We start from the raw sequence: 24,652 nt of genomic DNA, 5'->3' as shown, positions 1-24,652 counted from the left end.
CGTAGCTCTCAGGCCGCCGGCGCGCTGCCGAGTATCTGCTTGAGCACGTTGAGCACTTCTTCCTTGCCGCCCATCAGCGTGAGGTGGCAGTCACGCGCGATGTCGGTGCCGATGTTGACGTTGTAGCCCTGGCCGAGATCGTTGCCGTCCTCGTCGATGCGCGGATAGGTTTCCACTTTGCCGATGTACATGATGCGGTTGGCGTCGACGAAGCGACCATCGGGCAGTTTGATCCAGCGTTGCATGGCGCGGTCTCGGCGGTGGGCTTGCGCGAACATAGCACGGCCGTCCGCGGCGGCGGCAGACGCAAGAGCAGACGCGAAACGGCTCAGCGCCGCCGCGGGCTTGCGGTCGGCGTCGCATGCCGCGGTATCCATCAGCGCGCGACTTCGCGCGCGACGAGATCCAGTACCTGCGGATCGATGATCAGGCTCAGGTGCGAGGCATCGACCTCGAGGTAGCGACAGGGGCCCGGAGCATCGGCCGACGCCTCCCAGGCGACGACGCCGTCGCTGCGGCTGAAGATCGATGTCACGGGGGCGCGTGCGCCATCACGCAGCATGTCTTTCATGGTCCGCGTCTGCAGCGGCGTGCCGCCGAGCCAGTCGTAGAGGCGTGACAGGTGGCTGGAATCCGGATCTGCCGTGAGCGGCGATCCCAGCGTCACGATGCGCCCCACCTGGCGCGGCAACCGCCCTGCGACCACGCGCGCCATGAGTCCACCCAGCGACCAGCCGACGATGCGCACGCGCTGGCGGGTACGACGGGCCAGCGCGCGTACACGCAAAGACAGGCGCCGCATGACGTCGGCGCGCGGGCCACGGTTGATGCCGAGGTTCCAAGTATGTACGTCGAAGCCGGATGCTGTCAGGTAATCGCGCAGCACGACAGTTGCCGCATCGGAGGTGCCAAACCCCGGGACGACGAGCACCGGCTCTCCGTCCGCTCGCCGATGTGGCCGGCGCCTTTTCAGGACCGCCTTTCCGAGATCGAGGAATACGCGAATTTCCCCCGCGGCCTTCCATAGCGACGGGGGAGTGATCCTGGCAGTGGGCGAGACAGTCCGTGTCATATCGTCATCTTCAGAACTTAGCTGACTCGGCGACCGTCGAGGCGATGCCACGCGTCACGGACTGCCGGTTCGGCACGATCCCACGCGAGGCCGCTGGTGCCGGCGCGTTCCGGCCAGCGCGAAGCCAGTTCCGGCGAGACCTCGTCCCAACTGCGATCCGCGTATTGGGAGCGCGACTCCCAGCCGTAACGGTAGGCCGGCTCGTAGTGGGCGTAGGGCGCGCCCGATGTGACATAAGGACGCGTCGCGTAGGTGCTTTCCCAGTACGTCGCTTCCGCGGTCGGATCGATCGCTTCGGCCACGCCCTTGCCGGCGAGACCGCCGACCACCGCGCCGACGGCGGCACCGACGGCGGTACCGATCGGTCCGGCGACCGTGCCTATGGCCGCGCCGGCCGCGACACCGCCAGCAACCGCACCGACACCGGTGCCGACCGGATGGGCGCCGGTGGCGCCGCTGAGCGGATCAAGGTTCAGGTCGGTCGATACGGGCTGGGTCGAAACGGGCTTGTTGGTTGCCATGGTGCTACTCCTTGGTTGAGGGACATCGGAGTGAGCAGTGGCAACCGGCGTGCCAGCGCAGCGCGCTGCTGGCACATCGTCGGAAAAGCCCAGCAAACAAGCGGTTTTCCGGTGGCCGGTCACGAAGAGGCGAGAGCAGCCAGCCGAGCAGAACGCACGCTGCCGTGTCACGGGATCGCGCAATGCATGAGCGGGCCGTACAGCGATCGCGGCAGCGATCATGAAAGATATTTAATTAATACTTTAATATAAAAAGATAATCGTGTCGTGTCGACATGACTATCACGCCGCCGGATCGCCTTGCCGGCCACGCGCGTGATTCGGGTGAGCCCGATAGCGCATCGGCCCCAATCTGAACCATGCATCATCCATATGGATGGTATGGTCCATCCATACAGATGAGGAAAGCGTTTCATGGATGCCAAGCCGCGCCTCCCCGAAACCGAGAAGATCACGATAAACCTGGGTCTGATCGACCTCGGGCAGATCGACCTGCTCGTACAGGAAGGCTTCTTCAACAACCGCTCCGATTTCATCCGTACGGCGATTCGCGCGCAGTTGCTGGCTCATGCCGACACGGTGCGGCAAACCGCGGTCCGCAAAATGTTCGTCATGGGCGTGCAGGACATCACCGCGGCCGACCTGGTGGCGGCGCAGCACGCGGATACGCGCCTGCGGATCCGTGGCCTGGGTCTGGTGCGCATCGCCGATGACGTCACGCCCGCGCTCGCCGCGGAAACGATCGAGTCCATCGAAGTGCTCGGCGCATTGCACGCGAGCGCTGCCATCAAAGAACGACTCGCCTCGCGTATCAAGTAATTAAAGGAATCAACGAATGACGGTTTTCTCCGAAGCCATGCGCGAAGCATTGCGGCTCACCCGTGCGGGCGCGCTGCGTGACGCGACGCGCGTCATCCGGGACTCACTGCGTGGTCCGCAAGCGCCGACGACGACCCACGAGGGCACGTTCGTGCCCGCATCGCGGGATGCGCACGCCGCGCGCAGCGCTTCAGGCGCCAGCCGGCCGCTGGCACTCGATCCGCCGCCGGTGTCGCGAAGCACCACGCCGGAACCGGGAGCCGCGGAGGCCGTCGCGCCCCGGCCGGTGTCGCCGGGCCGCTTCGTGTCGGGCGCGTATTCCAACGCGGCAGGCACGCGCGCCTACCAGTTATGGGTGCCGGGAATGGATACCGGCGTGGCCGCATCCGCACGACCGCTGATCGTCATGCTGCACGGCTGTACGCAGGACGCCGACGATTTCGCGCGCGGCACCCGCATGAACGAATACGCCGACCGCCATGGCTGCTACGTGCTGTATCCAATCCAGGACGGTGTCGCCAATCCGCAGCGCTGCTGGCGCTGGTTCGAAACCGCGAACCAGGCCCGCGGTCGCGGCGAGCCGTCGATACTGGCCGGGATGACGACGCAGCTTGCCGGCGAATACGGTGTCGATCCGGCGCGGATCTACGTGGCTGGCCTGTCCGCCGGCGCGGCGATGGCGATGGTGCTTGGAGAGACGTACCCCGACGTTTTTGCCGCGCTCGCCATCCATTCCGGACTGCCGCTCGGCGCTGCGCGCGACGTGCCGTCGGCTTTCGCGGCAATGGCGGGCCGATCGAAACCGCACGCACGCACCAACGCGGCTCAGCACAGCACGCGTCCCGTGCCGGGAATCGTGATTCATGGCGACGCCGATCGCATGGTGGCGCCGGGCAACGGCGATGCCGTCGTCCGCCAGCTGCGCGAGCGCTATGAGCACAGCGCCGGCAGCGCGCTCGTGCTCAGGTCCACGACCGAACCGACCCATGCGAGATCCGGCTTCCACACCGCCGACGGGCGGCTCGTCATCGAGCAGTGGAGCGTGCGCAACGGCGGTCACGCCTGGGCGGGCGGCGCCAGCGCAGGCTCCTATACCGACCCGGCCGGCCCCGATGCGAGCGCGCGCATCGTGGAATTCTTCCTGACCCATTCGCTGACGCCTGCGCGCGGTGGGCATTAGCCGCGTACAGGTAGGCTGCGCAAGCCCTCCGGCCCGTTGGGCGTTGAAGCCGATGAGAACCTTTCGGTTCTGAGCCACCGGCTCCAACCCCCTTCAAGGGGAGGGCTCAACGCTTTCGGCTTCGCGTAGCGTCATGGCATTTTGTTAGGCGTTCTTAGTTCCAGCCGCAGTCCTGACCCTTGTTCTGCTGCTTGAGCCAGGCATGCAGCGGCGCGAAGTAGTCGAGGATGGCCGAAGCGTCCATCTCGCCCTTGCCGGTCAGCTCCTTCAAGGTGTCCTGCCAGCGCTGGCTGGAACCCTTCTCGAGCATGGCCCAGAATTTCGCGCCGGCGGCCTTGTTGCCGTAGATCGAGCACTCGTGCAGCGCGCCCTTATAGCCGCCGGCCTTGCACAGCTCGCGCTGGAACTGGAACTGCAGGATGTGGGCGAGGAAATAGCGCATGTACGGCGTGTTGCCGGGCACGTGGTACTTCGCGCCCGGATCGAAATCGGTCTCGCTGCGCGCGACGATCGGCGCGACGCCCTGGTATTTCTTCTTCAGTGCCCACCATGCCGCGTTGTAGCCGTCTGGCTTGATCGAACCGTCGAACACACCCCAGCGCCATTCGTCGATGAGCTTGCCGAACGGCAGGAACGCGATCTTCTCGAGCGCCTGCTTCATCTGCGCGTTGAGCATCGCTTCCTTGCTCGGCTTGTTCGCGCCGGCCAGGCCGATCTGCGCGAGATAGCCCGGCGTCAGGCTGAGCTGGATGGTGTCGCCGATGGCTTCGTGGAAGCCGTCGTGCGCGCCGGTCTGGAACAGCGGGGGCAGCTTGTTATAGGCCAGGTAGTAGTAGATGTGGCCGAGCTCGTGGTAGATCGTGCGGAAGTCTTCCTCGTTCGCGTTGATGCACATCTTGATGCGCACGTCGCCGTCGAGATTCAGGTCCCAGGCGCTGGCATGGCAGACCACGTCGCGATCGGCCGGGCGCGTGAACTGGGATTTCTCGTAGAACGATTTCGGCAGCGCCGGGAAGCCGATCGAGCTGTAGAAGTCCTCGGCGCGCCTGACCATGGCTTCCGGTGTATAGGCCTTTTCCTTCAGCGCCGCGTCGACGTCGAGATTCGACACGCCCGGATACGGCTGCAGCAGCGGATACAGCGCCGACCAGTCCTGTGCCCACATGTTGCCGGTGATGTGCGCCGGAATCGTGCCGTCCTTGGCCAGCTTGCCGGGATACTGCTGCTCGAGCTTGTGGCGTGCATAGCACTGCAGGTCCTTGTACAGCGGCTCGACCTGACCCCAGAGGCGGTCGGTTTCCTTGCGCAGGTCCGCCGCGCTCATGTCATAGCCCGAGCGCCACATCTCCCCGGCATTGGCGTAGCCCATCTCGCCGGCGCCTTCGTTGACGAGTTCGGCGAAGCGCACGTAGTCCTTGCGCATGCCGCGCGCGAGGTTGTGCCAGGCGGTCCAGGCGTCGAGGTCGGCATCCCAGTCGCGATTCTCGGCCAGCACCTTGCTGAGCTGGTCCAGGTTGCGGCAGGTTTCCGGCTTGGTTTCGTCGGTGCAGGACTTGCCCGAACCGTAGGCGGCGTTGAGGCGCGAGGCGATCTGGGTCAGCTCGGTCAGCTTGGCCGGGTCCTTCGGCGCCGGCATCGCCGTCTGCAGCTTGATGAGGTCGATACCGCGTTGGGTCGCCGGGGCTATGCCCTTGACGCCGATGAATTGTTTGGATTTGTCCACATTGACAGAAAGGCGGCCCAGCGCTCGCTCGTTGGCCTTGGCTACCAGCACTTCGGTGTCGCCGTTGATGTAGGTTTCGGCGACCCACTGGGCCGCGGTCGCCTCGACGTAGTTGTCGCGGATTTCCTGATTGACTCCGGCGACGAAACGATCGGCGGACGCGGCGTCGGCGGCCTGCGCCGATACGGTCGAGTGCGCGCCTGCTCCTACACAAAGAGTCAGCGCCAGCGCAAGTGCGGAACGAACTGGTTTCACGGCTACGTCTCCCGAAAACTGCAGCCAACGCGGCCGCTCAAGTGACTGGTCAGGCTAGTGTCCGCTCCGCGCGAAAGCAACCGCGGTGCTTGAAATGCCGGCATACGGATAACATCTGCGTCCTGACCGCATGACTTCCGCAGGACGACCCGCAATGAGCACAGGACAAGGTTCCGCCGGCAACGTGATCGCCGCGGTATGCAGTTTCTTCATTCCCGGTCTGGGGCAGCTGGTGCAGGGGCGTGTACTCATGGCTCTCGTGCATTTCGTGCTCGCCGCCGTGCTGTGGCTGATCTTCCTCGGCTGGATCATTCATCTGTGGTCGATCATCGATGCGGCGCTGTTCAAGCCGCGCGGCTGATGACGCGCCACCGGGGCCGGTTCCGACCGACCCGGTTTCCGTAGCATGAGCGGCCAGTCCGCCGGAGTCGATTCCGCATGATCGTGACGTTCATCCTCATCGGCCTGACCGTGGCCGTGTCGCTGCTTGCGTTCAGCAATCCCCGTCTCAAGCAGCAGCTGGTGCTGTGGCCGCCCGCGGTACGCCGCAACCACGAGTACTGGCGTCTGGTGAGCTACGGCCTGGTGCATGCGGACGGCATGCACTTATTTTTCAACATGTTCACTTTGTACATGTTCGGGCAGTTCATGGAGGTGTACCTGAACTCCCGGATGGGTCCGCTCGGACTGCCGGTGCTGTATCTCGGCGGCTTGGTCGTGTCGATACTGCCGAGCTATCTCAAGCACCAGAACGATCCCAGCTACTACAGCCTCGGCGCGTCCGGCGCCGTGTCGGCGGTCCTGTTCGCATTCGTGCTGCTGCGTCCGGGCGCGACCATCTATCTGCTCGTGATACCGGTGCCGGCGCTGATCTTCGGAATCGCCTACCTGGCCTACACCTGGTACATGGACCGCCAGTCCACCGACAACATCAACCACAGCGCGCACCTGTGGGGCGCGGGTTTCGGTCTGCTGTTCATGGCGCTGCTGGAACCGGGCCTGGTCACCGGTCTGTTGCGCTGATCGCATCAGGCGGCTGCCGATGCCGCGAGTGAAAGATCGGTGTTGGAGGGCGTGCCGGTGCGTGAATCCCGGTGACATCGGGGGCGGATGCGCTGATCTGTGTTCATGTTCGTGTTCGAGGCCGGCAGCGCGTCGATGGACGCCAGGGCTGGACGTTTGCCGTTCCTGGGCGTCTGCCGTCAGTCGGGCGGCCCTTACCCGGAGGCGGTTCGCCGATATCGGCGGGACCGCCACGATCAGCACATCCTGTTCACCGACGGCTTCGATCCCAGGCCTGCGCGTTCGCGCGGCCCGATGCGCGCGGACGCACCGCAGGCGGCATTTCCCCGCATCCGTTTGACCGGCCCGCCGCTAAGCCGGACACTTCCCCGCGGGGAAAGGAGTTTCAGGGAGACGACGTGGGCGTGTTCGCGTTTTTGCAACGGATTTTCGGCAGTAAGCCGGCGGCGTCGGAACGACGCGACAAGCCGCGCATCAATGCACGTGAAGGCACCCGTGTGCTCATCGTGGACGATTCGCCAACCATCGTGGCGTTGCTGCGCAAGGTGCTGCAGCAGAACGGCTACGCGACGCTGGAAGCCGGCGACGCGGAGGAAGGCATCCGGCTGGCCCAGGTCGAGCTGCCCGACCTGATTTTTCTCGACATCGTCCTTCCCGGCATGAACGGCTTCGCCGCACTGCGCCAGTTGCGCCGCGATTCGCGCACCAAGGAAATCCCGATCATCATGATCAGCGGCAATGAACAGGCCACCGAGCAGTTCTATGCCCAGCGCATCGGTGCCGACGATTTCATGAAAAAACCCTTTTCGCGCGCAGAGGTATTCATGCGCATCGAGCGCCTGCTCAATGCCGAGAAGGTGCCGTTCCGGGTTTCGCAGGCCGCGCGCCGCGACGTTTGAGGCAAGAAAGAGGTGAGAGGAGTGAGAAACGAGGGGCAGCCTTTGAGCGTGCGCTTGACTCGTTCCTCACTGCTCCACGCTGCCTCCCGACCTACCTGCAGCCGTTTGACGGCTGAAGCGGCGAGAGGCGTGAGAAACGAGAGGGAGCATCAGGTGCCCGCGTCCCTCTCGTTCCTCACTGCTCCACACGGGTTTTCTTACTGTGCGGTCAGGCCGCGACGTTCCAGCAACGGCTTGACGTCCGGATCACGGCCGCGGAAGTCCTTGAACAGCTGCATGGCGTCCTGGCTGCCGCCGCGCGAGAGCAGGGTCTTGCGGAAGTGGTCGCCGTTCTTGCGCGTCAGGCCGCCGTTTTCGTTGAACCACTCGACGCTGTCCGCATCCAGCACTTCGCTCCAGATGTAGGCGTAGTAGCCGGCCGCATAGCCACCCATGATGTGCGAGAAGTAGGCACTGCGGTAGCGCGGTGGCACCGGCGCGAAATCGACACCGGCCTTCTTCAGCGCGGCGGCCTCGAAATCGAGCACGCCCGATGCTTCCGGTGCCTGTTCCGGCTTGATCTGGTGCCAGGACTGGTCGAGCAGCGCGGCGCCGAGGTACTCCGTGGTCTCGAAGCCCTGGTTGAACTTGTCCGCGGCGATGACCTTGTCGACCAGCGCCTGTGGAATCGGCTCGCCGGTCTTGTAGTGCTTGGCGTAGTTCTTCAGCACTTCCGGCCAGATCGCCCACATTTCATTGACTTGCGAGGGGTACTCGACGAAGTCGCGCGGTACGTTGGTGCCGGAGAAGCGAGGGTATTTCACGTTGGAGAACATGCCGTGCAGCGCATGGCCGAACTCGTGGAACGCGGTGTTGACTTCGTCGAAGGTCAGCAGGGTCGGCTCGCCCTTGGGCGGCTTGGGGATATTCAGGTGATTCGCCACGACCGGATGCGCGCCGAACAGGCCGCTCTGCGAGACGTATTCGTTCATCCACGCACCGCCGCGCTTGTTGTCGCGCGCGTACCAGTCGACCAGGAAGATCGCGAGCGGCTTGCCGTCGGCGTCGGTCACGTCGAACACGCGTACATCGGGGTTGTAGACCGGCAGGTCGGTGCGTTCCTTGAAGCTCAGGCCGTAGAGCTTGTTCGCGGCGAAGAACACGCCGTTCTTGAGCACGTTGTCGAACTCGAAGTACGGGCGCAGCTGGCCTTCGTCGAAGCTGAACTTCTCCGAGCGCACCTTTTCGGCATAGAACGACCAGTCCCACGGCGCAAGCTGGAAGCCGCCCTTTTCCTTGTCGATCATGGCCTGCAGGTCGGCAGCTTCCTTCTTCGCGTTGGCGACGGCGGCCGGGGCGAGCTGGGCGAGGCGGTCGTTGACGGCCTTGACCGTCTTCGCGGTCTCGTCTTCCAGCGTGTAGGCGGCGTGGTTCTCGTAGCCCAGCAGCGCGGCGCGCTTGGCGCGGATCTTGGCCACCTGCGCGACGATGGCGCGGTTGTCGAATTCACCGCCGTGGCTGGCGCGGCCGACCGAGGCCTTCTGCAGCCGTTCGCGCAGGGCGCGGTTCTGCAGCTGGGCCAGGGCCGGCTGGCCGCTGGTGTTCTGCAGCGCGATCACGTACTTGCCCTCGAGCTTGCGCTGCTTGGCGGCTTCCGCTGCGGCGGCGATGGCTTCGTCGGACATGCCCTTGAGTTCGTCCTTGCTGTCGACGATCAAGGCCGAGGCGTTGTTCTCCTTCAGCATGTTCTGGCTGAAATTGGTCTGCAGCGTGGCCAGTTCGGCATTCATCGCCTTGAGCGTCGCCTTGTCGGCGTCATTGAGCTTGGCGCCGGCGCGGACGAAGTCGGTGTAGTAGCGCTCGATCAGGCGCGTGTCTTCGCCGTCGAGGCCCAGCTTGTCGCGCTTGGCGTGGAGCGACTCGATGCGCGCAAACAGCTTGGGGTTCAGCGCGATCGCGTCCTGGTGCGCGGACAGCTTGGGCGCCATCTCGCTCTGGATCTTTTCCAGCTCGTCGTTGGTGTTGGCGCCGCTGAGGCTGAAGAAGACGGTCGTGGCGCGGTTGAGCAGCTGGCCCGACTTTTCCATCGCGACGATGGTGTTGTCGAAGGTTGCCTCGGCGGAGGCATTGGCGATCGCGTCGATCTCGGCGCGGTGCTCAACCATGCCGGCTTCCATGGCCGGGGCGAAGTGCTCGTTCTTGATCTTGTCGAAGGCCGGGTACTGGAAGGCGAGCGTGCTGGGTTTGGCAAAGGGATTGTTGGCCATGTCGGCGGCTTTCGCGGTGGTCGGAGCGGCGGGTTCCGCCTTGTCGGCGGCGTACAGCGGAGCCGCCAGTCCCAGGGCGACGGCCAGGGCAACGGCAAGACGGGTCTTCATGAAAACGCACTCCGGACAGGAAATCGGGCGCCGATCCTAAACCGGATCGGCCCCCGCCGCCCCTGACGGAAGTCCCATGCAGGTTGCCCGTGCTGCGGTTCCGTAATATCCATCCAGACGCATGGCGTGCTGGGCAGGGCCGACTAGAATCGGGCGATTAGGGAACAGGGGAGTGGATCATGGGCGTTGGATCGGCACGGTGTGCCGCGCTGTTGCTTTTCTTGTTGGCGGGCCTGCCGCTCGCCGTGGCGGCGCAGGACGGTGCGCTGAACGCCCGCATGCAGGCTGTGCTCGCGGCGCGGCCGGCGCAGCCCCGGCCGCTGGCGCCGATGCACGCGACCCCCTGCGTCAACGGCCTGGCCGGCGGCACGTACCCGTGTTCCAACGTCGACCTGCTTTCATTCACACCGCTGGCGAGCTTTGCCGCCGGCAGCACGAACAGCCTCTGGGGCTGGACCGATCCCACCACGCAGATCGAATACGCGCTGGTCGGTGCCGACAACGGCCTGGCCCTGTTCGAGCTGTCCGATCCGACCCATCCCAGATACCTCGGCAAGCTGCCGACACACACCGGCAGTTCGATCTGGCGCGACGTGCGCGTCTACGCCGACCACGCCTTTGTCGTCAGCGACAACAACGGCGCGCATGGACTGCAGGTCTTCGACCTGACCCGGCTGCGCGGCGTGACCACGCCGCAGACCTTCACCGACGACGCGTTCCGTGGCGACTTCGGCCGCGGCCACACCATCGCGATCAACGAGGCGACCGGCTTCGCCTATGTCGCCGGCAGCGATACCTGCCCGGCGCCGACCGCGACCGGCGCGCTGCGCGTCTACGACATCCACACGCCGGACAACCCCGTCTTCGTCGGCTGCGTGCCGACCGGCGGCTACACCCATGAAAGCCAGTGCTTCAGCTACACCGGCCCGGACACCGCGCATCAGGGCAAGGAAATCTGCCTCAACGCGAACGGCCCGACCAAGCGGCTGGCCATCGTTGACGTCACCAGCAAGGCCGCGCCGGCCACGTTGTCGTCGCTGACCTATACCGGCGCGGCCTATCCGCACCAGGCCTGGTTCAGCGCCGACCAGCGCTATGCACTGCTCAATGACGAACTCGATGAAAGCCAGTCCGGCCACAATGCGCGCACGCTGGTGTTCGACCTGCTCGACCTCGATGCGCCCGTGCTGGTCGGTCACCATGAGCATGCGCTCGGCGTGATCGACCACAACCTCTACGTGCACGGCCAGTATGTCTACGAGTCCAACTACGAGGCCGGCCTGCGCATCCTGCGCCTGGACAACCTGTCGCAGGCGCAGATGACCGAGGTCGCCTATTTCGACGGATTCCCGGCCAGCAACAACGCCGAGTTCAACGGCAACTGGAACAACTACCGCTTTCCCGGCAGCGGCAACGTGATCATGACCGGCATCGACGAAGGCTTCTTCGTCGTCGAGCCGCGCCTGTGCAGCGCGCCGGCCGCGCCGACCGCGTTGAGTGCGACCGGATCGGGCAGCCAGCAGGTCAGTCTCGGTTGGACCGGATCCGGCGCGAGCGGCGCGATCTGGAATGTCGAGCGCGCGCAGGGCGGCTGCGGCGGTGCGTTCTCCACCGTCGCGAGCAGCCTGGTGACGCCGACCTTCACCGACACCGGCGTGTCCGGCCAGGTGACCTATGGCTACCGCGTCGTGGAAACAACGGCCAACGGACAATGCGCCTCGCTGGCCTCGGCCTGTGTCGAAACCCAGACCACCGGCGCCTGTACCGCGCCGCCGCTGTTCAACGGCGTGGCCAGCATCGGCCATCCGAACACGCCGTCCTGCCGTCTCGACCTGGGCTGGAACGCGGCCACGCCGGCCTGCGGCGGACCGGCGCGCTATTCGGTCTATCGCGGCGACAGCAGCGGCTTCGCGCCGGGCGCCGGCAATCGCATCGCCAGCGGCGTCATTGGCGACGGCTACGCCGACACCGGCGTCGTCGGCGGTGCCAACCGCTACTACGTCGTGCGCGCGGTCGACACGGCCAACGGTGTCGAGGACGGCAACGGCGTGGAGCTGTCCGGCCTGGCCACCGGGCCGCTGCAGGACGGCACTTTCGCCTCGGGTGCCGAACCCGGCGAGCCGCCGTTCGACACCTCGGTCGCTGGCGTCGTCGTCGACGCCGTCGACGCGCCCGAACACGCCGGCTGGCATACCTCGACCACGCGCAAGCGCAGCGGTGCGCAGAGCTTCTGGTCGACCGCGGCCAACAACCTCTGCGTCTCGCTGGTCAGCCAGAACCTGAATCTCACGGCCGGGCAGAGCGCGCAGCTGTCGTTCTGGAGCGCCTGGGACATCGAAGCCGGCTGGGACGGCGGCGTCGTCGAACTGTCCGCCGACAACGGCACGACCTGGACGCGGCTGACGCCGGCCGGCGGCTATCCGTCGACGATCACGAGCGGCGGCACGATCTGCGGCATCACCCAGGGCTCCGGTGCATTCACCGGCACGAATCACCTGACCACCTGGACGCCGTCACAGATCAATCTGTCGGCCTATGCCGGCCAGACCGTGCAGCTGCGCTGGCTCTACCGCACCGACCAGGGTACGGCGGGGCAGGGCTGGTTCGTGGACGACATTGCGCTGACGCATGCGCAGGTGCCGGGTCTGTGCACCGTCAGCGGCGACACGATCTTCGCCAACGGCTTCCAGCCCTGAGCAGCGCGCCGGCATGGCTTCGCTGCGCCGGCGCGCTCGCCTCCTGGCTGGTCAGATCTTCCAATACCAGCGCCACCGGTGCAGTCCCAGCGCGACCAGCCACCATGCCGCGACGATCGCGCATGCCCACGCCAGCGAGGCGGCGCGTGCGCCGGCCAGCGGCGTCAGCCAGTTCGCAAACGCGTGTTCGTAGAGCCAGCGGTCGGCGCCGAGCGCGGCAAGCACGCAGACCATCAACCAGGAACCGGCATAGACCAGGATCGCGTTGAGGCCGGGCGCGCGGCCCGGCAGCCAGAGGCCACGCCGGTCGACGAGTTCATGCGTGCCGGCCAGCAGCAGCAGCGCCACGCCGCCGGTCCATAGCACGTAGCTCGGCGTCCACAGCGCCTTGTTGAACGGCAGGACGAAGCTCGCGGCAAAGCCGAGCAGGGCGAAGGCGAAGCCGCAGCGCAGCAGGGAGGAAACCGCGCCACGACGCAGCCAGCTGCCGGCGCGCAGGCCGAGCACGGTGCTCGCGATGGCGCCCAGCGTGCTGAGCACGCCTTCCGGGTCGAAGGCACGGCCGTTGGCTGCGTCGAACTGGTAGGCATAAGGGCCCAGCAGCGCGCTGTCGATGCGCAGGTTCAGTGAGGCGTCCTGGGCGATGCCGCCCGCGGCCAGCAGCAGGGCATAGCCGAGCACCAGCGCCGCGAACAGCAGCCACTGCGCGCGCGGCCGCAGGTACAGCGCCACCGGTCCGGCGACGGCAATGCACAGCCCGATGCGCTGCAGCACGCCGAGGAGCCGGAAACTTCGCTCGGGAATCAGCAGCGCCGCGGCACCATGCAGCAGCAGGCCCAGCGCGACGATCCGCAGCGCGCGCAGCAGGATCGCGTGGTTGAGCGCCGCGGCCGGCCGACCGTGTTCGATCTGCGGTTCGAGTGCGAGTGCGAGCGAGACGCCGGCAATAAAAAGAAACCAGGGAAAAATGTAGTCCGCGGCATTGCAGCCGTGCCAGGCGGCGTGTTCGAGCCCGGGATAGACTTGGTTCCAGTCGCCGGCATTGTTGACAAGCAGCATGGCCGCGACGGTCAGGCCGCGCAGGATGTCGACCGAGGCGAAGCGCGGCGCGGCAGTCGTGCTGGCAGTCATGCGGGATATCCCGGCGGAAGGACAGCCGAGATTCGCACACGCCGGTCTGGCAGTCAGCGCGCCGGGGCGTACAAACGAAGACGCCGCGCACGCAACCCTCCGGTCACGTGCGCGGCGTCATGCCGCATCAGCTATCGATGGACGCGGTGCAGGCCGCGCCGATGATCAGCGCGGGCTGCGCGAACCGCGGTTGGCGCCGCCAGCGGCACTGCGGCCGCCGGCACCCGCACTGGCGCCACCGCCCGTGCCGCGGCCACCGCCACCGTTGCCCGAACGGCGACTGGGCTGAGCGGCAGTGCCGCCGCCACGACGCTGGTCCTTGCCGGCGTGGTGCTTTCCGCCGCCATTGGGTTGCGCGGCCGCGGCCGGCGCGCGCCGCTGACGGCCTGGCTTGCCGGCGCGCTGCGCGTCGGCACCGGTGCGCAGCGGGATCTTGGGTTCGAAGCCGGCCACGACGGCGACGTCGAGTTCGCGCTTGAGCAGGCGCTGGATCTCGTTGAGCAGGCCCTGTTCGTCGCGGCTGACCAGCGACAGCGCCAGCCCGGTGCAGCCGGCGCGGCCGGTGCGGCCGATGCGGTGCACGTAGTCGGCGGCGACCATCGGCAGGTCGTAGTTGATCACGACGGGCAACTGATCGATGTCCAGCCCGCGCGCGGCGATATCCGTCGCGACCAGCACGTTGATACGGCCGTCCTTGAAATCCTTGAGCGCGCGCTGGCGTGCGTTCTGGCTCTTGTTGCCGTGGATCGCATCGGCCTTGAAGCCGGCCTGGCACAGCTGCTTGGCAAGGCGGTCGGAACCGTGCTTGGTGCGGCCGAAGACCAGGGTCTGGCGGCGGCTGTCCTGGGCCAGCAGTTCGATCAGTACGTCCTTCTTGCGATCGTTGTCGACCGCGTAGACGAGGTGCTCGACGCTCGGCGCGGCGCTGTTCTGCTGCGCAATCTGGACCTGGGCCGGGTTGTTGAGCATGTCGGTCGCGAGCGCGCGGATGTCGTCGGCATAGGTCGCCGAGAACATCAGGTTCTGGCGCTGGCGCGGCAGCTGGCCGAGGATTTTCTTGATCGCCGGCAGGAAGCCCATGTCGAGCATGCGGTCGGCTTCGTCGAGGACGAGGATCTCGATGTCGCGAAGGTTCAGCGTGCGCTGGTCGAGATGATCGATCAGGCGGCCCGGCGTGGCGACGATGATGTCCATGCCGCGGCGCAGCGCCATGACCTGGCCGCCCATGCCGACGCCGCCGAAGATGGTGGTGGAACTGAAGCGGATGTTCTTGCCGTAGGCGCGGATGCTGTCATGCACCTGCACGGCGAGTTCGCGCGTCGGGGTCAGCACCAGCGCGCGGATCTTGCGCGGCTGGTTGGGCTGGTTCGGCTTGAGGGCGCCGTCCGGGTAGAGGCGCTCGAGCATCGGCAGCGCGAACGCGGCGGTCTTGCCGGTGCCGGTCTGCGCGCCGGCGAGCAGGTCGCGGCCGGCCAGTACCAGCGGAATGGCTTCGATCTGAATCGGTGTGGGCGTCGTATAGCCCTGTTCATTCAGCGCGCACAGCAGGGCGGGCGACAGCCCAAGGGTGTCGAAAGACATGGAAAGCTCCTAAGTTGAAGACCCAGAGCGTTCCCGACGGCCATCCAGGGCCATACATCCGCGCTGCAGGTAAAGATTTTTGACGGCGGACGCAGGCGCGCTGCCGTGTCATCGTGGAGGGCCGGTGGAGGGAGAAAATCTGAAGACGTGGCGGGCGCACGGAAGGCGCCTGCAGCGTCACGTCAGGTATCCGGAAGGGAAGCCGGAGGGTCCACACGAGAACGCGCGGACTATACGCGAACCGTATACCGAATGCGAATGCCGGGACGTACCAACGCGCTAGGTGTCCTGTTAACACCGACGAGAAGTTGTCCTTACAGGCGGAGTCAGCTCCCCCAGCAGACGATCCAATGCGTCCCGATACCGCCGGCTCCCGGTAACTGGCGTCCCATCCTTCAGAATCGCCACGAAGTCGCCGTTGAATAGCGGCTGCAGCTCAAGGACGCGCCCGATCGCGACGATCGCCGAGCGCGAAATGCGCGCGAAGCGCTCGGGATCGAGGCGTGCTTCGAGGTTCGCCATGGTCTCGCGCAGCAAATGCATTTTCGAGCAGGTGTGCACTTCGACGTAGTTTCCGGCTGCCTCGAAGCGATCGACGTCGCCGACGTCGACCAGCGTCGTGCGCCCCACCGACTTGATGGCGAGCCGGCATGTCCAGCGTTGCGGTGCCGTGCGACCGAGTTGCGTAAGCGCTGCGTGTAATTTCTCCGAGTACCCGTCACGCGTGTGCAGGTGCAACCTCGCCCGCGCAAGCGCGGTGCGGAAGCGTTCGGCGTCGATCGGCTTCAACATATAGTCGATCGCATGGACGTCGAACGCGCGCACGGCGTAACTGTCGTACGCCGTCACGAACACAACGGCTGGCATGCGCTCTGACCCAACCGCCTCGACGACGTCGAAGCCCCCAAGCTCGGGCATCTGCACGTCGAGGAACACGACATTCGGCGCGAGCTGCCCGATTGCAGCGATCGCACTCGCGCCGTCGCCACACTCGCCGACGATTTCGACATCCGGTTCCTGCGTCAGACGCTGCCGCAAGCCCAGGCGTGCGACCGGTTCGTCGTCGACGATCAGTGCGCGGATCGTCATGAATGCAGCGGCAGGTCAAGCGTGACGACCACGCCACCGCCTTCGGCCGGATCAAGCTGCAGGATGTGCCGGTCGCCGTAGAGCAGTGCCAGCCGGGAGCGCGTATTCGACAAGCCGACGCCGTCCACCACGCCCGGGGTGAGTCCACGGCCATCGTCGCGTACGCTCAGACAAAGCCGCTCGGCGTCGCGCCGTGCGACGACCTCTATGTGTCCGGCCGCCGCACGACCGGCGAGTCCGTGTTTCACCGCGTTCTCGACCAGCGGCTGCAGGATCAGGCTCGGCACGGATGCGTCGAGCGTATCGGGCGCAGCATCGATGCGGTAGGTGAGCCGGTCCGCAAACCGGGCCTGTTCGATCGCGAGGTAAGCTTCGAGGATTTCAATCTCCTCATGCAGCGTCACTTTTTGCATGTCCGACGCATCAAGTGTGCGCCGAAGCAGTGTGCTGAGCTGCACGAGTACGCGTTCGGCCGCATCGACGTCGTTGCGCATCAGTACGGCCACCGTGTTGAGCGCGTTGAACAGGAAATGCGGCTCAAGCTGTGCACGCAGATTTGCGAGCTTCGCTTCGGCGAGCTGTGCCTCGAGCTTGAGCGCCGTCCGCTCGCGTTCGCGCGCTGACCGGCTGGTCGCAAGTGCCTGCGAGGCGCCGACTATCGCCCAGTAAACCGGCCAGTTGAGCAGAAACGTCGTACCGATGAGCTTCTGGTAAGTTGCCAGCCACGTCGGTTCCGCATTCCGGGAACCGACGTACGGCGCGGCGGCTGCAAACAGTGCGAGCTGCGCGAGGGCCAACGCCGCACCTGCAACCGCATGCACGGTGATATGCCTGCCGAGCCGTGCCGGTGCCAGCGGAAAGCGCTGTACGAGTGCGAGCGCTGCAGGGGTCGCCAATGCCCATGCGGATGCCCACGCGAGCCAGACGGAGAGCGTGTGCACCAAGGCGACCGGTTCGTTGCGCATCGTTCCGGCGAGCCATGCCTGCAGCGCGAACACGAGCGCGACAAATGCCCACACGCTCACGATTGTGAGGCCACTGGACATGCGAGGTCGGCGCTCTAAGCTCGGTTCCGGCATGTTGTCACCTTACCGTGCATTGGTACTTGCAGTCGCCGGCGGCGCTGGGAACAGCCCGAGCTGTTTCAGCATCCCCAGTGAGTCGCCAGACGTCCACTCTTCAGCAATCGCGCCGTCTTCGAACCGGAAGATCGTTGTGCCGGTGACCTGCACCGCGCGGCCTGTGGCTGCGATACCGTTGCCACTACCGGTGTTGGTCCCGCGTGCGGTCCAGCGCACCGAAACAAGATCGTTCTCGGCCACGATCAGGTCGACGTCTACTTTGAGATCCGGGAACGCCGTGCGCCAGCCACGTGCCTCGGCCATGCCCTGCGCGTGCGTAAACGTCGCAGCGCCGCCGTGGCCGACGAAATCCGGCGTATACGCTACCTCAAAGATCCCCTGGTTCAGGCCTTCGGTGTAGACCCGCCGGGCTGCCGCCTTGTTTCGGGCGATGTCGCTGCTGGGGTGCAGGCTGCCTTGGGCGGCGAGCGCGGGCGGCGCAAGTGATGCGAGCGGCATGGCAAAGGCAAAGGCGAGGGCCAGGGCGTAGCGGAGGACGTTCTTCATCGCAGCTTCCAAAGTACGGGCGTCGTTGCCCGACGCGCATCTTCAATGCGCCGCTCGGCGGATGCATGGGGTTTGGGGCCAGCGGAGGCAGTGCAGGGACGGAGGCGAAAACGAACAGCCGGAGCAAGCCGTACAGGTAGCTGACCCGCGCTTCTCCCACCCGTTCTACTGCGGCCGCCGATACGCTCGCCCTGATGCGCGCGGCTCCCTAGCGTCGGTTCGACGTCGTGTCGGCTACGCCTTCGCCGCCATTCAGTCCGCGGCGCGCATCAGGACGGCGTCTCGATGGCCTCGCTACGAACGGGTGTGAGAAAGGCGGGCTAAGCGAAAGGTATCCGGAAGGGAAGCCGGAGGGTCCACACGAAAACCCGCGCGCTATACGCGAACCGCATGCCGAATGCGAATGCCGGGATGTAACAACGCGCTAGCCCATGGCTCAGACCGGCGCAGACCTTCTGCTAGGCTATGCGGCCTTCGCGCCCGGCCACTTCGTTAGTACCGCGCGGCCTGATACCGCCTTTGCTTTTCGGAGCCCCCTTGAGTCAAGGGGGCGGCCAAACGCGCAGCGTTTGGCGGGGTTGTGGAGATCTGGTGTACGGCCCAAGGGCGATAGTGGTGTCGGTTGTTGCTGCGCAAAACGAAGATCTGGTGCACGGCCCAAGGGCGACCATGTCAAAACTTGTTGAATTTCCAAAGGAACCTGCATGGCATTGACCGCCGCCCGCACGCCGCCCGGCGTGCTCGAACTGCTGCCGCTGGACCAGATCGCGTTCCAGGACATGCTCGACACGATTCGCCGCAGCTTTGAACGCTTCGGCTTCCTGCCGGTGGAAACGCCGGTCATGGAACTCAGCGAGATCCTGCTGACCAAGGAAGGCGGCGAAACCGAGCGCCAGGTCTATTTCGTCCAGTCCACCGGCAATCTCGGCAAGGAAGGCACGCCGGAGATGGCGCTGCGCTTCGACCTGACCGTGCCGCTCGCGCGCTACGTGGCCGAGCACGAGCACCAGCTCAACTTTCCGTTCCGCCGCTACCAGATGCAGCGCGTCTACCGCGGCGAGCGCCAGCAGCGCGGCCGCTTCCGTGAGTTCTACCAGTGCGACATCGACGTGATCGGCAAGGACTCGCTGTCGATCCGCTATGACGCCGAGCTGCCGGCGGTGATCTACCAGGTGTTCCGCGACCTCAAGATCGGCCCGTTCACGATCCAGCTCAACAATCGCAAGCTGCTGCGTGGATTCTTCGAAAACCTCGGCCAGTCCGACGCGGGCCGCCAGGCGCTGATCCTGCGCGAGATCGACAAGCTCGACAAAGTTGGTGCCGAGAAGGTCGCCGAGAGCTTGCGCAGCGGCGACTTCGGGCTTGGCGAAAGCGACGTCGCTCGAATTCTTGCTTTCGTCCAGACGCGCTCGACCGGGCACGCCGACGCGATTGCGACGCTCGATGCGCTGGGCCAGGGCAGCGCCGCATTCAACGAAGGCATCGCCGAGCTGCGTGAGGTGCTGGAGCTGATCCGCGCGCTCGGCGTGCCCGAGGCGTTCTACGCGTTGAACCTGTCGATCGCGCGCGGTCTGGACTACTACACCGGCACGGTCTACGAAACCCATCTCGTCGAGCATCCGCAGATCGGTTCGATCTGCTCGGGCGGACGCTACGAGAACCTTGCCGGCCACTACACGAAGTCGCACCTTCCCGGTGTCGGCATCTCGATCGGCGCCACGCGCCTTTACTGGCAGCTGCGCGAAGCTGGCCTCATCGGCACGGGCAGCAGCACGGTGCAGGTCATCGTGACGCAGATGGATGAAGCCGAACTGCCGCGCTATCTCGCGATCGCGAACGAGCTGCGCCAGGCCGGCATCAATACCGAAGTCGTGCTCGAGCCCGGAAAAATGGCGAAGCAGTTCAAGTATGCCGAGAAAGCCGGCATCGGCTTTGCGATCGTCGTCGGCAGCGACGAGATCGCGAAGGACACGGTGATCGTCAAGGACCTGCGCCGGCGCGAGCAGTTCGAGGTCGCGCGCAGCGAGCTGGTAAAGACGCTGCGCGTGGAGCTGGAACAGGCGCAGGCGATGGGGCGTGCGTAGGCTGTTCTAGGAAGTTATACAGATTTGGAGAAATTGTTGCAGTAACCGGTTGCTGCCGCCCGCTGCAATGACAAGCCCTCCCCTTGAAGGGGAGGGATCGAGCGGCGTTTCGCCACTTTCGACCGAGAACATCATGTCTACCAAAACCATCACCCTCGACGGCTCCTCGCTGACGCGCGCGCAAGTCGCTGCGATCGCCTACGACGGCCATTCCATCGCGCTCGATGCGAACCAGCTCGTGCGCGTGCAGCAGACCGCTGACTTTCTCGCCGATAAGGTCCGCTGCGGCGAACCGATCTATGGCGTGACGACCGGCTTCGGCAGCAACGCCGACAAGCTGCTCGGCGCGCATCGTGCGCGCGACGAACTGCCCGGCGGCAATCCGGAGCAGCGCGACGGCACGCTGATGGAGGAGCTGCAATACAACCTCATCGTCACGCATGCGGTCTGTGTCGGCGAGCCGTTCGCGGCGCCAGTCGTACGCGCCATGCTCGCGATCCGCGTGAATACGCTGATGCGCGGTCACTCCGGCATACGCGCGGTGACGCTGCAGGCGCTCGCGGAACTGCTCAACCGCGACGTGATCCCGGTGATTCCGCAGAAGGGTTCCGTCGGCGCGAGCGGCGATCTCGCGCCGCTGTCGCACCTGGCCATCGTGCTGCTCGGTGGCGGCGAAGCCTTCGTCGGCGGGCAGCGCATGGCAGGCGCCGAAGCGCTTGCGCGCGTGGGTCTCGAGCCACTGCGCCTGTCGTTCAAGGAAGGCCTCGCGCTCAACAACGGCACGACCCAGATGCTCGCGACTGCGGCACTCGCGCTGCACCGCCTGGAGCAGCTGATCGCGACGGCGGATCTCGCCGCGGCGATGACGCTGGATGCCTTCGCCGGCCGCACCGGCGCGCTCAAGCCCGAAGTGCATGCGCTGCGCCCGCATCCGGGACAGGTGGAATCCGCGGCTGCGTTGCGTGCGCACCTCGCCGGTTCGACCCTGGCTGACATTCCGTATCACCTCGTGCCGCGTTTCCGCACCTGGCTCGCGAGTTCGTGGTCGCATCCGCAGGACCAGGCCGCGCGCTTCGATCTGTCCTGGGACTATGTGCCGGCGGCGCAGCGCCACGGCAAGGAATCCTTCTACGCGCGCTTCCTGCCGTTCAAGGGCGGCAAGAAACACCAGCCGCAGGACGCGTATTGCCTGCGCTGCGCGCCGCAGGTGCACGGCGCCGTGCGCGATGCCTGGAGCCAGGCCTGTCGCGTCATCGACATCGAACTCAACGCGGTCACCGACAATCCGCTGATTTTTCCGCAGATGGAAAATGCGGCCGTGATCGAAGACCAGGTCGTGTCCGCCGGGCATTTCCACGGCATGCCGCTGGCGCTGGCCATGAGCTATCTCAAGGCCGCGATTCCGGTGCTGGCATCCATCTCCGAGCGGCGCCTCAACAAGCTCGTCGATCCGGCCAACAACGACGGCCTGCCGGCGTTCCTGATCGGCAACGAGGATGCGACCGATTCGGGCTTCATGATCGTGCAGTACACCGCGGCGGCGCTCGTCAACGACCTCGCCACGCGTGCGCACCCGGCCTCGGTGTATTCGATCCCGACCAGTGCGAACGCCGAGGATCACGTGTCCATGGGTGCCAATGAGGCGCGCCATGTGCTCGACATGGTCGAGGATCTCTCCGACGTGCTCGCGCTGGAAATCTATACCGCGGCGCAGGCGCTGGAATATCGCCAGGACATGCTCAACGCGGCGCGCCGTCTTGCCGAGCGCGGCGACTGGCACGAACTCGCCGGCAAGATCCAGGGCGCGCCGGTCGAAGGCCATGCCGACTACGCGCAGTTCCAGCAGGAAGTCACCGCACTGATGCAGGCGCTGACCGAGGCCGGCGAATTCCGCGCCGGCCATGCGGTGAACGCCGCATTCGTGCGTGTGCGGGAAGTCGTCGGCTTCATGCAGCGTGATCGTGCGATGGACGCCGAAGTGCAGCGCATGTGCGCGCTGGTGCGCAGTGGTGCGTTGATCGCAGAGCGATAGCGCGCAGCGTCGCGGGTACACGGGATGCGGCGCCGAGCGGCGCGGCATCCCGCGTGTGGCGCGATCCTGCGTCGCGGGGCGCCTGCCTACTCGAAGTCGTCGGCGAACAACGTGTCGCCGTTCGCACGGCACATCGCGCCGCCAGCTTCGATCTTCACGTTGTCGATGGACCAGCCTTCGGCCGTCTGGCTGTTGTCGCTGGTCAGGCGGAAGCGCAGCTTGACCGCGGCCTGGTTCGCCACCGCCGGCAGTTCGATGCGGCTGGTGCGCCAGGTGCTTTCGCCGTCGCAGCGCGCGAGTTCGGTCCAGGTCGGCGTGCCGGCGGCCGCATTCGTGCTGATTTCCACGATGCCGTAGTCATAGCCCGCTTCGGTCACGCATTTCTGCTCGAAGCTCAGCACAGCGTCCTCGTAGCCGGTGAAGTCCAGCAGCGGCGAGGTCAGGCTGATGTTGATGTTGTTGGCGTAGCTGCCGGCGGGGCTGTCGGTCCAGACTTTCGTGGTATTGCCCGCGACCGTCGTGCTCGTGCCCCAGGGCGACTGCGTGGTCCAGCCGGGGTTGGCGCCCTCGACGGTGTCGGCGAACACGCTGCAATTCGCGGCGAGACTGAAATTGCGCACGACATCGCTGCCGCCGGCGAGATTGACGCCGCTGAGGCGTTCGGTCAGATGGCCTGGCGCGCTGACCTCGATGTCGACGCTACCGGCGCGCACGTGCTTGGTGTAGGCGCCCGCGGGGTCGGCCTGCACGGTGGCGCTGCCGATCTTCACGGTAGCGGCCAGCGGTGTGGCGGTAACGGCATCGCGCACGGTGCCATGCACGGTCGCGATCTCGCCGGCCTGTGCGACGTCGACGAAAACCGCATTCGGGGGCCCCGCGTCGCCGTTGCTGTCGACGCCCTGGACGTAGACGAGGTGGCGGCCGCTGGAAAATCCGCTGGTCGGCAGATCCAGCTGCACTGCTTCGCTGCCGCTGTCGAAGCCGCCGTCGGCGGCGCTCATGGCCTGTGCGGTAGCGCCTGCGGCCCACGGCAGGGTGTCGACATAGGCGCGCGCCGAGGCGATGTTCTGCGTGTTGGGCGGCGGCGGCGCGCCGGCCTGCGGCTGCGGCGTGCGATTCAGGCGCGAGTCGTCGACGCTTGCGGCGAGGCGTACGGTATCGCCGGCGACGACGAGGTCCGGCGTCGCGGTGATATCGACGGCTTCGGGACCGAACGGCAGCCGGTACGGTGCGCTGAGGCTGCGCGCGGTGTAGCGCAGCGCATCGACGTTGTGCGGATAGGTGCTGGCCTCGAAGCTCGCGCAACTCTCGAAGAACGCCACGCCGAGTTCGATGGTGTAGGCCGGGACGCCGAGCTGGCCGTATGCGGTGTCGTCGGTGGTGCCGCTCGTGGCGTACAGGCCGACCGACTGCTGCGGGTCATAGCCGTTGAACCAACCGATGCGACGGCCGAGGATTTCCAGCGCTGCCGCGTTCGGCGCCATCGTCGTGGTATCGCCCCAGGGCCACAGCACGAGCTGCGAATAGCTGTGGATGTCGAGGAACACGCCTTGCGTGGTATCCGGCGCCGCAGTCGTGGTGTCGTCCGGACGCAGGTCGGGAAAGATGCTGCGCACATAGTTCACGACGGCCTGGGTTTCCGGTTCGGAGCCGGCACTCGCGCCGCGATAGGTTTCCTGGCAGGCCGAGCTGCTCGCGCCCGGGCCGCCCCAGTGGAACGGGAAGTTGCGATTGAGGTCGGCACCGCGTGAATCGCTGGTCGAGCCGCAATAGGCCGTGTTGGTGTTCTTGCGCCAGGAAAGCCCGGTCTCGGCTTTCTTGCGGCCGTCGGGATTGGACTGCAGCAGCAGGTGGAACTCGTTGTGGTCGAGCAGCCAGGTCGCTTCGGGATCGCTGCCGTAGTTGTTCACCAGCCACTCGGCGAAGCGCGTGTTGAGTTCGGCCGTGGTGTATTCGCGGGCATGGATTGCGGTCATCGAGAACAGCTTGGGCTTGGGTCCCGCTACGGCCGAGTTGGTCAGCTTGAGCACGACGAGGTCATAGCCCGGATTGCCGCCGGCCGCGACTTTTTCCCAGCTGTCGCCGATGTCAATCTTGCTTGCCAGGGTGGGGTGTGCGGCGATCAGTGCGTCCGCAGAAGCCTGCGTCTCCTCGACCGTGCGGTAGCAGGCGAAGCCCGGGATGCTCCTGAGCGATCGGCCCGAAGTCTGCAGCTGCAGCGCTTCGGTCGCGATCTTGTCCACGCTGACGTCGGTGCTCTGCGTGCGCAGCCAGACGAGATCGGCGGGCTCGATCTCGGCCGTGACGGTGCCCTTGGTGCGATCCACGCGCAGGTGTCCGAGCCGGTCGGCCATGCGCTGGATCAGCGCAGCGTCGCGCGTCTGCACGGTCACGACCTGCGGCGTCGGGCTGGCTGACCACGCCGGCAGCGCGGCACACGTGAGCAGCAGTCCAGCAGCGAGTGTGTTGCGCATGACGTTCCCCCGAACGGACAAAGGCGGGATCGTGCCGCCAATCGCGGGCTCGCGCGCGTTGCTGCACCGCAAAAATATGTGACGCAGT

General features: G+C 66.0%; 19 protein-coding genes. 8 read left to right on the top strand and 11 right to left on the bottom strand.

The window, feature by feature from the left end:
• Positions 1-8: 8 nt before the first annotated feature.
• From RUU78_RS13775 to RUU78_RS13765, 3 genes are all read right to left on the bottom strand, one after another.
• Entirely contained in the window at positions 9-245 is a 237-nt protein-coding gene (locus RUU78_RS13775; protein ID WP_313917518.1) for a hypothetical protein, read from the bottom strand.
• A 131-nt stretch (positions 246-376) separates the two neighbouring features.
• The gene (locus RUU78_RS13770; protein WP_313917517.1) at positions 377-931 is read right to left on the bottom strand and encodes a hypothetical protein; all 555 of its coding nucleotides are present in this window, start codon (positions 929-931) and stop codon (positions 377-379) included.
• Between the two features lie 158 nt (positions 932-1,089).
• Positions 1,090-1,593, bottom strand: a complete 504-nt coding sequence (locus RUU78_RS13765; protein ID WP_313917515.1) for a hypothetical protein — start codon at positions 1,591-1,593, stop codon at positions 1,090-1,092.
• 414 nt (positions 1,594-2,007) lie between these two features.
• Here RUU78_RS13765 and RUU78_RS13760 point away from each other — a divergent pair, with 414 nt between their 5' ends.
• Both RUU78_RS13760 and RUU78_RS13755 read left to right on the top strand, forming a co-directional pair.
• Positions 2,008-2,412: a hypothetical protein gene (locus RUU78_RS13760; RefSeq protein ID WP_313917514.1), complete on the top strand. Its 405-nt coding sequence runs from the start codon at positions 2,008-2,010 to the stop codon at positions 2,410-2,412.
• 16 nt (positions 2,413-2,428) lie between these two features.
• Positions 2,429-3,592, top strand: a complete 1,164-nt coding sequence (locus RUU78_RS13755) for a PHB depolymerase family esterase (protein WP_313917512.1) — start codon at positions 2,429-2,431, stop codon at positions 3,590-3,592.
• Positions 3,593-3,746: 154 nt separating this feature from the next.
• On the opposite strand, the gene RUU78_RS13750 is transcribed toward RUU78_RS13755, so the two are convergent.
• Positions 3,747-5,543 carry a M2 family metallopeptidase gene (locus RUU78_RS13750; RefSeq protein WP_313917539.1) on the bottom strand — a complete coding sequence of 599 codons (1,797 nt, stop codon included), beginning with the start codon at positions 5,541-5,543 and terminating at the stop codon, positions 3,747-3,749.
• Between the two features lie 181 nt (positions 5,544-5,724).
• Between RUU78_RS13750 and RUU78_RS13745 the strand changes: the two genes are divergently transcribed.
• From RUU78_RS13745 to RUU78_RS13735, 3 genes are all read left to right on the top strand, one after another.
• Positions 5,725-5,931, top strand: coding sequence for a hypothetical protein (locus RUU78_RS13745; protein WP_313917510.1), 207 nt, complete (start codon positions 5,725-5,727; stop codon positions 5,929-5,931).
• A 77-nt stretch (positions 5,932-6,008) separates the two neighbouring features.
• On the top strand, positions 6,009-6,593 hold the full coding sequence (locus RUU78_RS13740) for a rhomboid family intramembrane serine protease (RefSeq protein WP_313917508.1): 585 nt from the start codon (positions 6,009-6,011) through the stop codon (positions 6,591-6,593).
• Between the two features lie 404 nt (positions 6,594-6,997).
• Positions 6,998-7,492 carry a response regulator gene (locus RUU78_RS13735; protein ID WP_313917506.1) on the top strand — a complete coding sequence of 165 codons (495 nt, stop codon included), beginning with the start codon at positions 6,998-7,000 and terminating at the stop codon, positions 7,490-7,492.
• A gap of 197 nt (positions 7,493-7,689) precedes the next feature.
• Here the strand turns inward: RUU78_RS13735 and RUU78_RS13730 are convergent, their stop codons facing one another.
• Positions 7,690-9,849 (bottom strand): M3 family metallopeptidase, encoded by a 2,160-nt coding sequence (locus RUU78_RS13730; protein WP_313917504.1) that lies wholly within the window; start codon positions 9,847-9,849, stop codon positions 7,690-7,692.
• A 179-nt stretch (positions 9,850-10,028) separates the two neighbouring features.
• Here RUU78_RS13730 and RUU78_RS13725 point away from each other — a divergent pair, with 179 nt between their 5' ends.
• Positions 10,029-12,545: a choice-of-anchor B family protein gene (locus tag RUU78_RS13725; RefSeq protein WP_313917502.1), complete on the top strand. Its 2,517-nt coding sequence runs from the start codon at positions 10,029-10,031 to the stop codon at positions 12,543-12,545.
• A gap of 51 nt (positions 12,546-12,596) precedes the next feature.
• On the opposite strand, the gene RUU78_RS13720 is transcribed toward RUU78_RS13725, so the two are convergent.
• The 5 genes from RUU78_RS13720 to RUU78_RS13700 form a co-directional block, all read right to left on the bottom strand.
• Positions 12,597-13,676, bottom strand: a complete 1,080-nt coding sequence (locus tag RUU78_RS13720) for a heparan-alpha-glucosaminide N-acetyltransferase domain-containing protein (RefSeq protein WP_313917500.1) — start codon at positions 13,674-13,676, stop codon at positions 12,597-12,599.
• Positions 13,677-13,841: 165 nt separating this feature from the next.
• Positions 13,842-15,257 carry a DEAD/DEAH box helicase gene (locus RUU78_RS13715; RefSeq protein WP_313917498.1) on the bottom strand — a complete coding sequence of 472 codons (1,416 nt, stop codon included), beginning with the start codon at positions 15,255-15,257 and terminating at the stop codon, positions 13,842-13,844.
• A 291-nt stretch (positions 15,258-15,548) separates the two neighbouring features.
• Positions 15,549-16,346: a LytTR family DNA-binding domain-containing protein gene (locus tag RUU78_RS13710; protein ID WP_313917496.1), complete on the bottom strand. Its 798-nt coding sequence runs from the start codon at positions 16,344-16,346 to the stop codon at positions 15,549-15,551.
• Positions 16,343-17,392 carry a histidine kinase gene (locus tag RUU78_RS13705; RefSeq protein WP_313917494.1) on the bottom strand — a complete coding sequence of 350 codons (1,050 nt, stop codon included), beginning with the start codon at positions 17,390-17,392 and terminating at the stop codon, positions 16,343-16,345. Before RUU78_RS13705 ends, RUU78_RS13710 begins: the two co-directional genes overlap by 4 nt.
• Before the next feature lie 42 nt (positions 17,393-17,434).
• Positions 17,435-17,974 (bottom strand): ester cyclase, encoded by a 540-nt coding sequence (locus RUU78_RS13700; protein WP_313917492.1) that lies wholly within the window; start codon positions 17,972-17,974, stop codon positions 17,435-17,437.
• Positions 17,975-18,678: 704 nt separating this feature from the next.
• On the opposite strand from RUU78_RS13700, the gene hisS reads away from it, so the two are divergent.
• Positions 18,679-20,058 carry a histidine--tRNA ligase gene (hisS, locus tag RUU78_RS13695; protein WP_313917489.1) on the top strand — a complete coding sequence of 460 codons (1,380 nt, stop codon included), beginning with the start codon at positions 18,679-18,681 and terminating at the stop codon, positions 20,056-20,058.
• A 133-nt stretch (positions 20,059-20,191) separates the two neighbouring features.
• Positions 20,192-22,090, top strand: a complete 1,899-nt coding sequence (locus RUU78_RS13690; RefSeq protein WP_313917488.1) for an aromatic amino acid lyase — start codon at positions 20,192-20,194, stop codon at positions 22,088-22,090.
• An 86-nt stretch (positions 22,091-22,176) separates the two neighbouring features.
• Here RUU78_RS13690 and RUU78_RS13685 read toward each other — a convergent pair whose 3' ends face one another.
• A complete protein-coding gene (locus tag RUU78_RS13685) occupies positions 22,177-24,564 on the bottom strand; it encodes a M14 family zinc carboxypeptidase (RefSeq protein ID WP_313917486.1) in 2,388 nt (795 codons plus the stop codon).
• Positions 24,565-24,652 lie beyond the last annotated feature (88 nt).

Origin of the sequence: Tahibacter sp. (assembly GCF_032229445.1) — a bacterium.
In the GTDB taxonomy this organism is placed as follows: Bacteria; Pseudomonadota; Gammaproteobacteria; order Xanthomonadales; family Rhodanobacteraceae; genus Tahibacter.
Note: the sequence above shows the minus strand (reverse complement) of the source record. Positions and strands in the feature narration are given on the sequence as shown.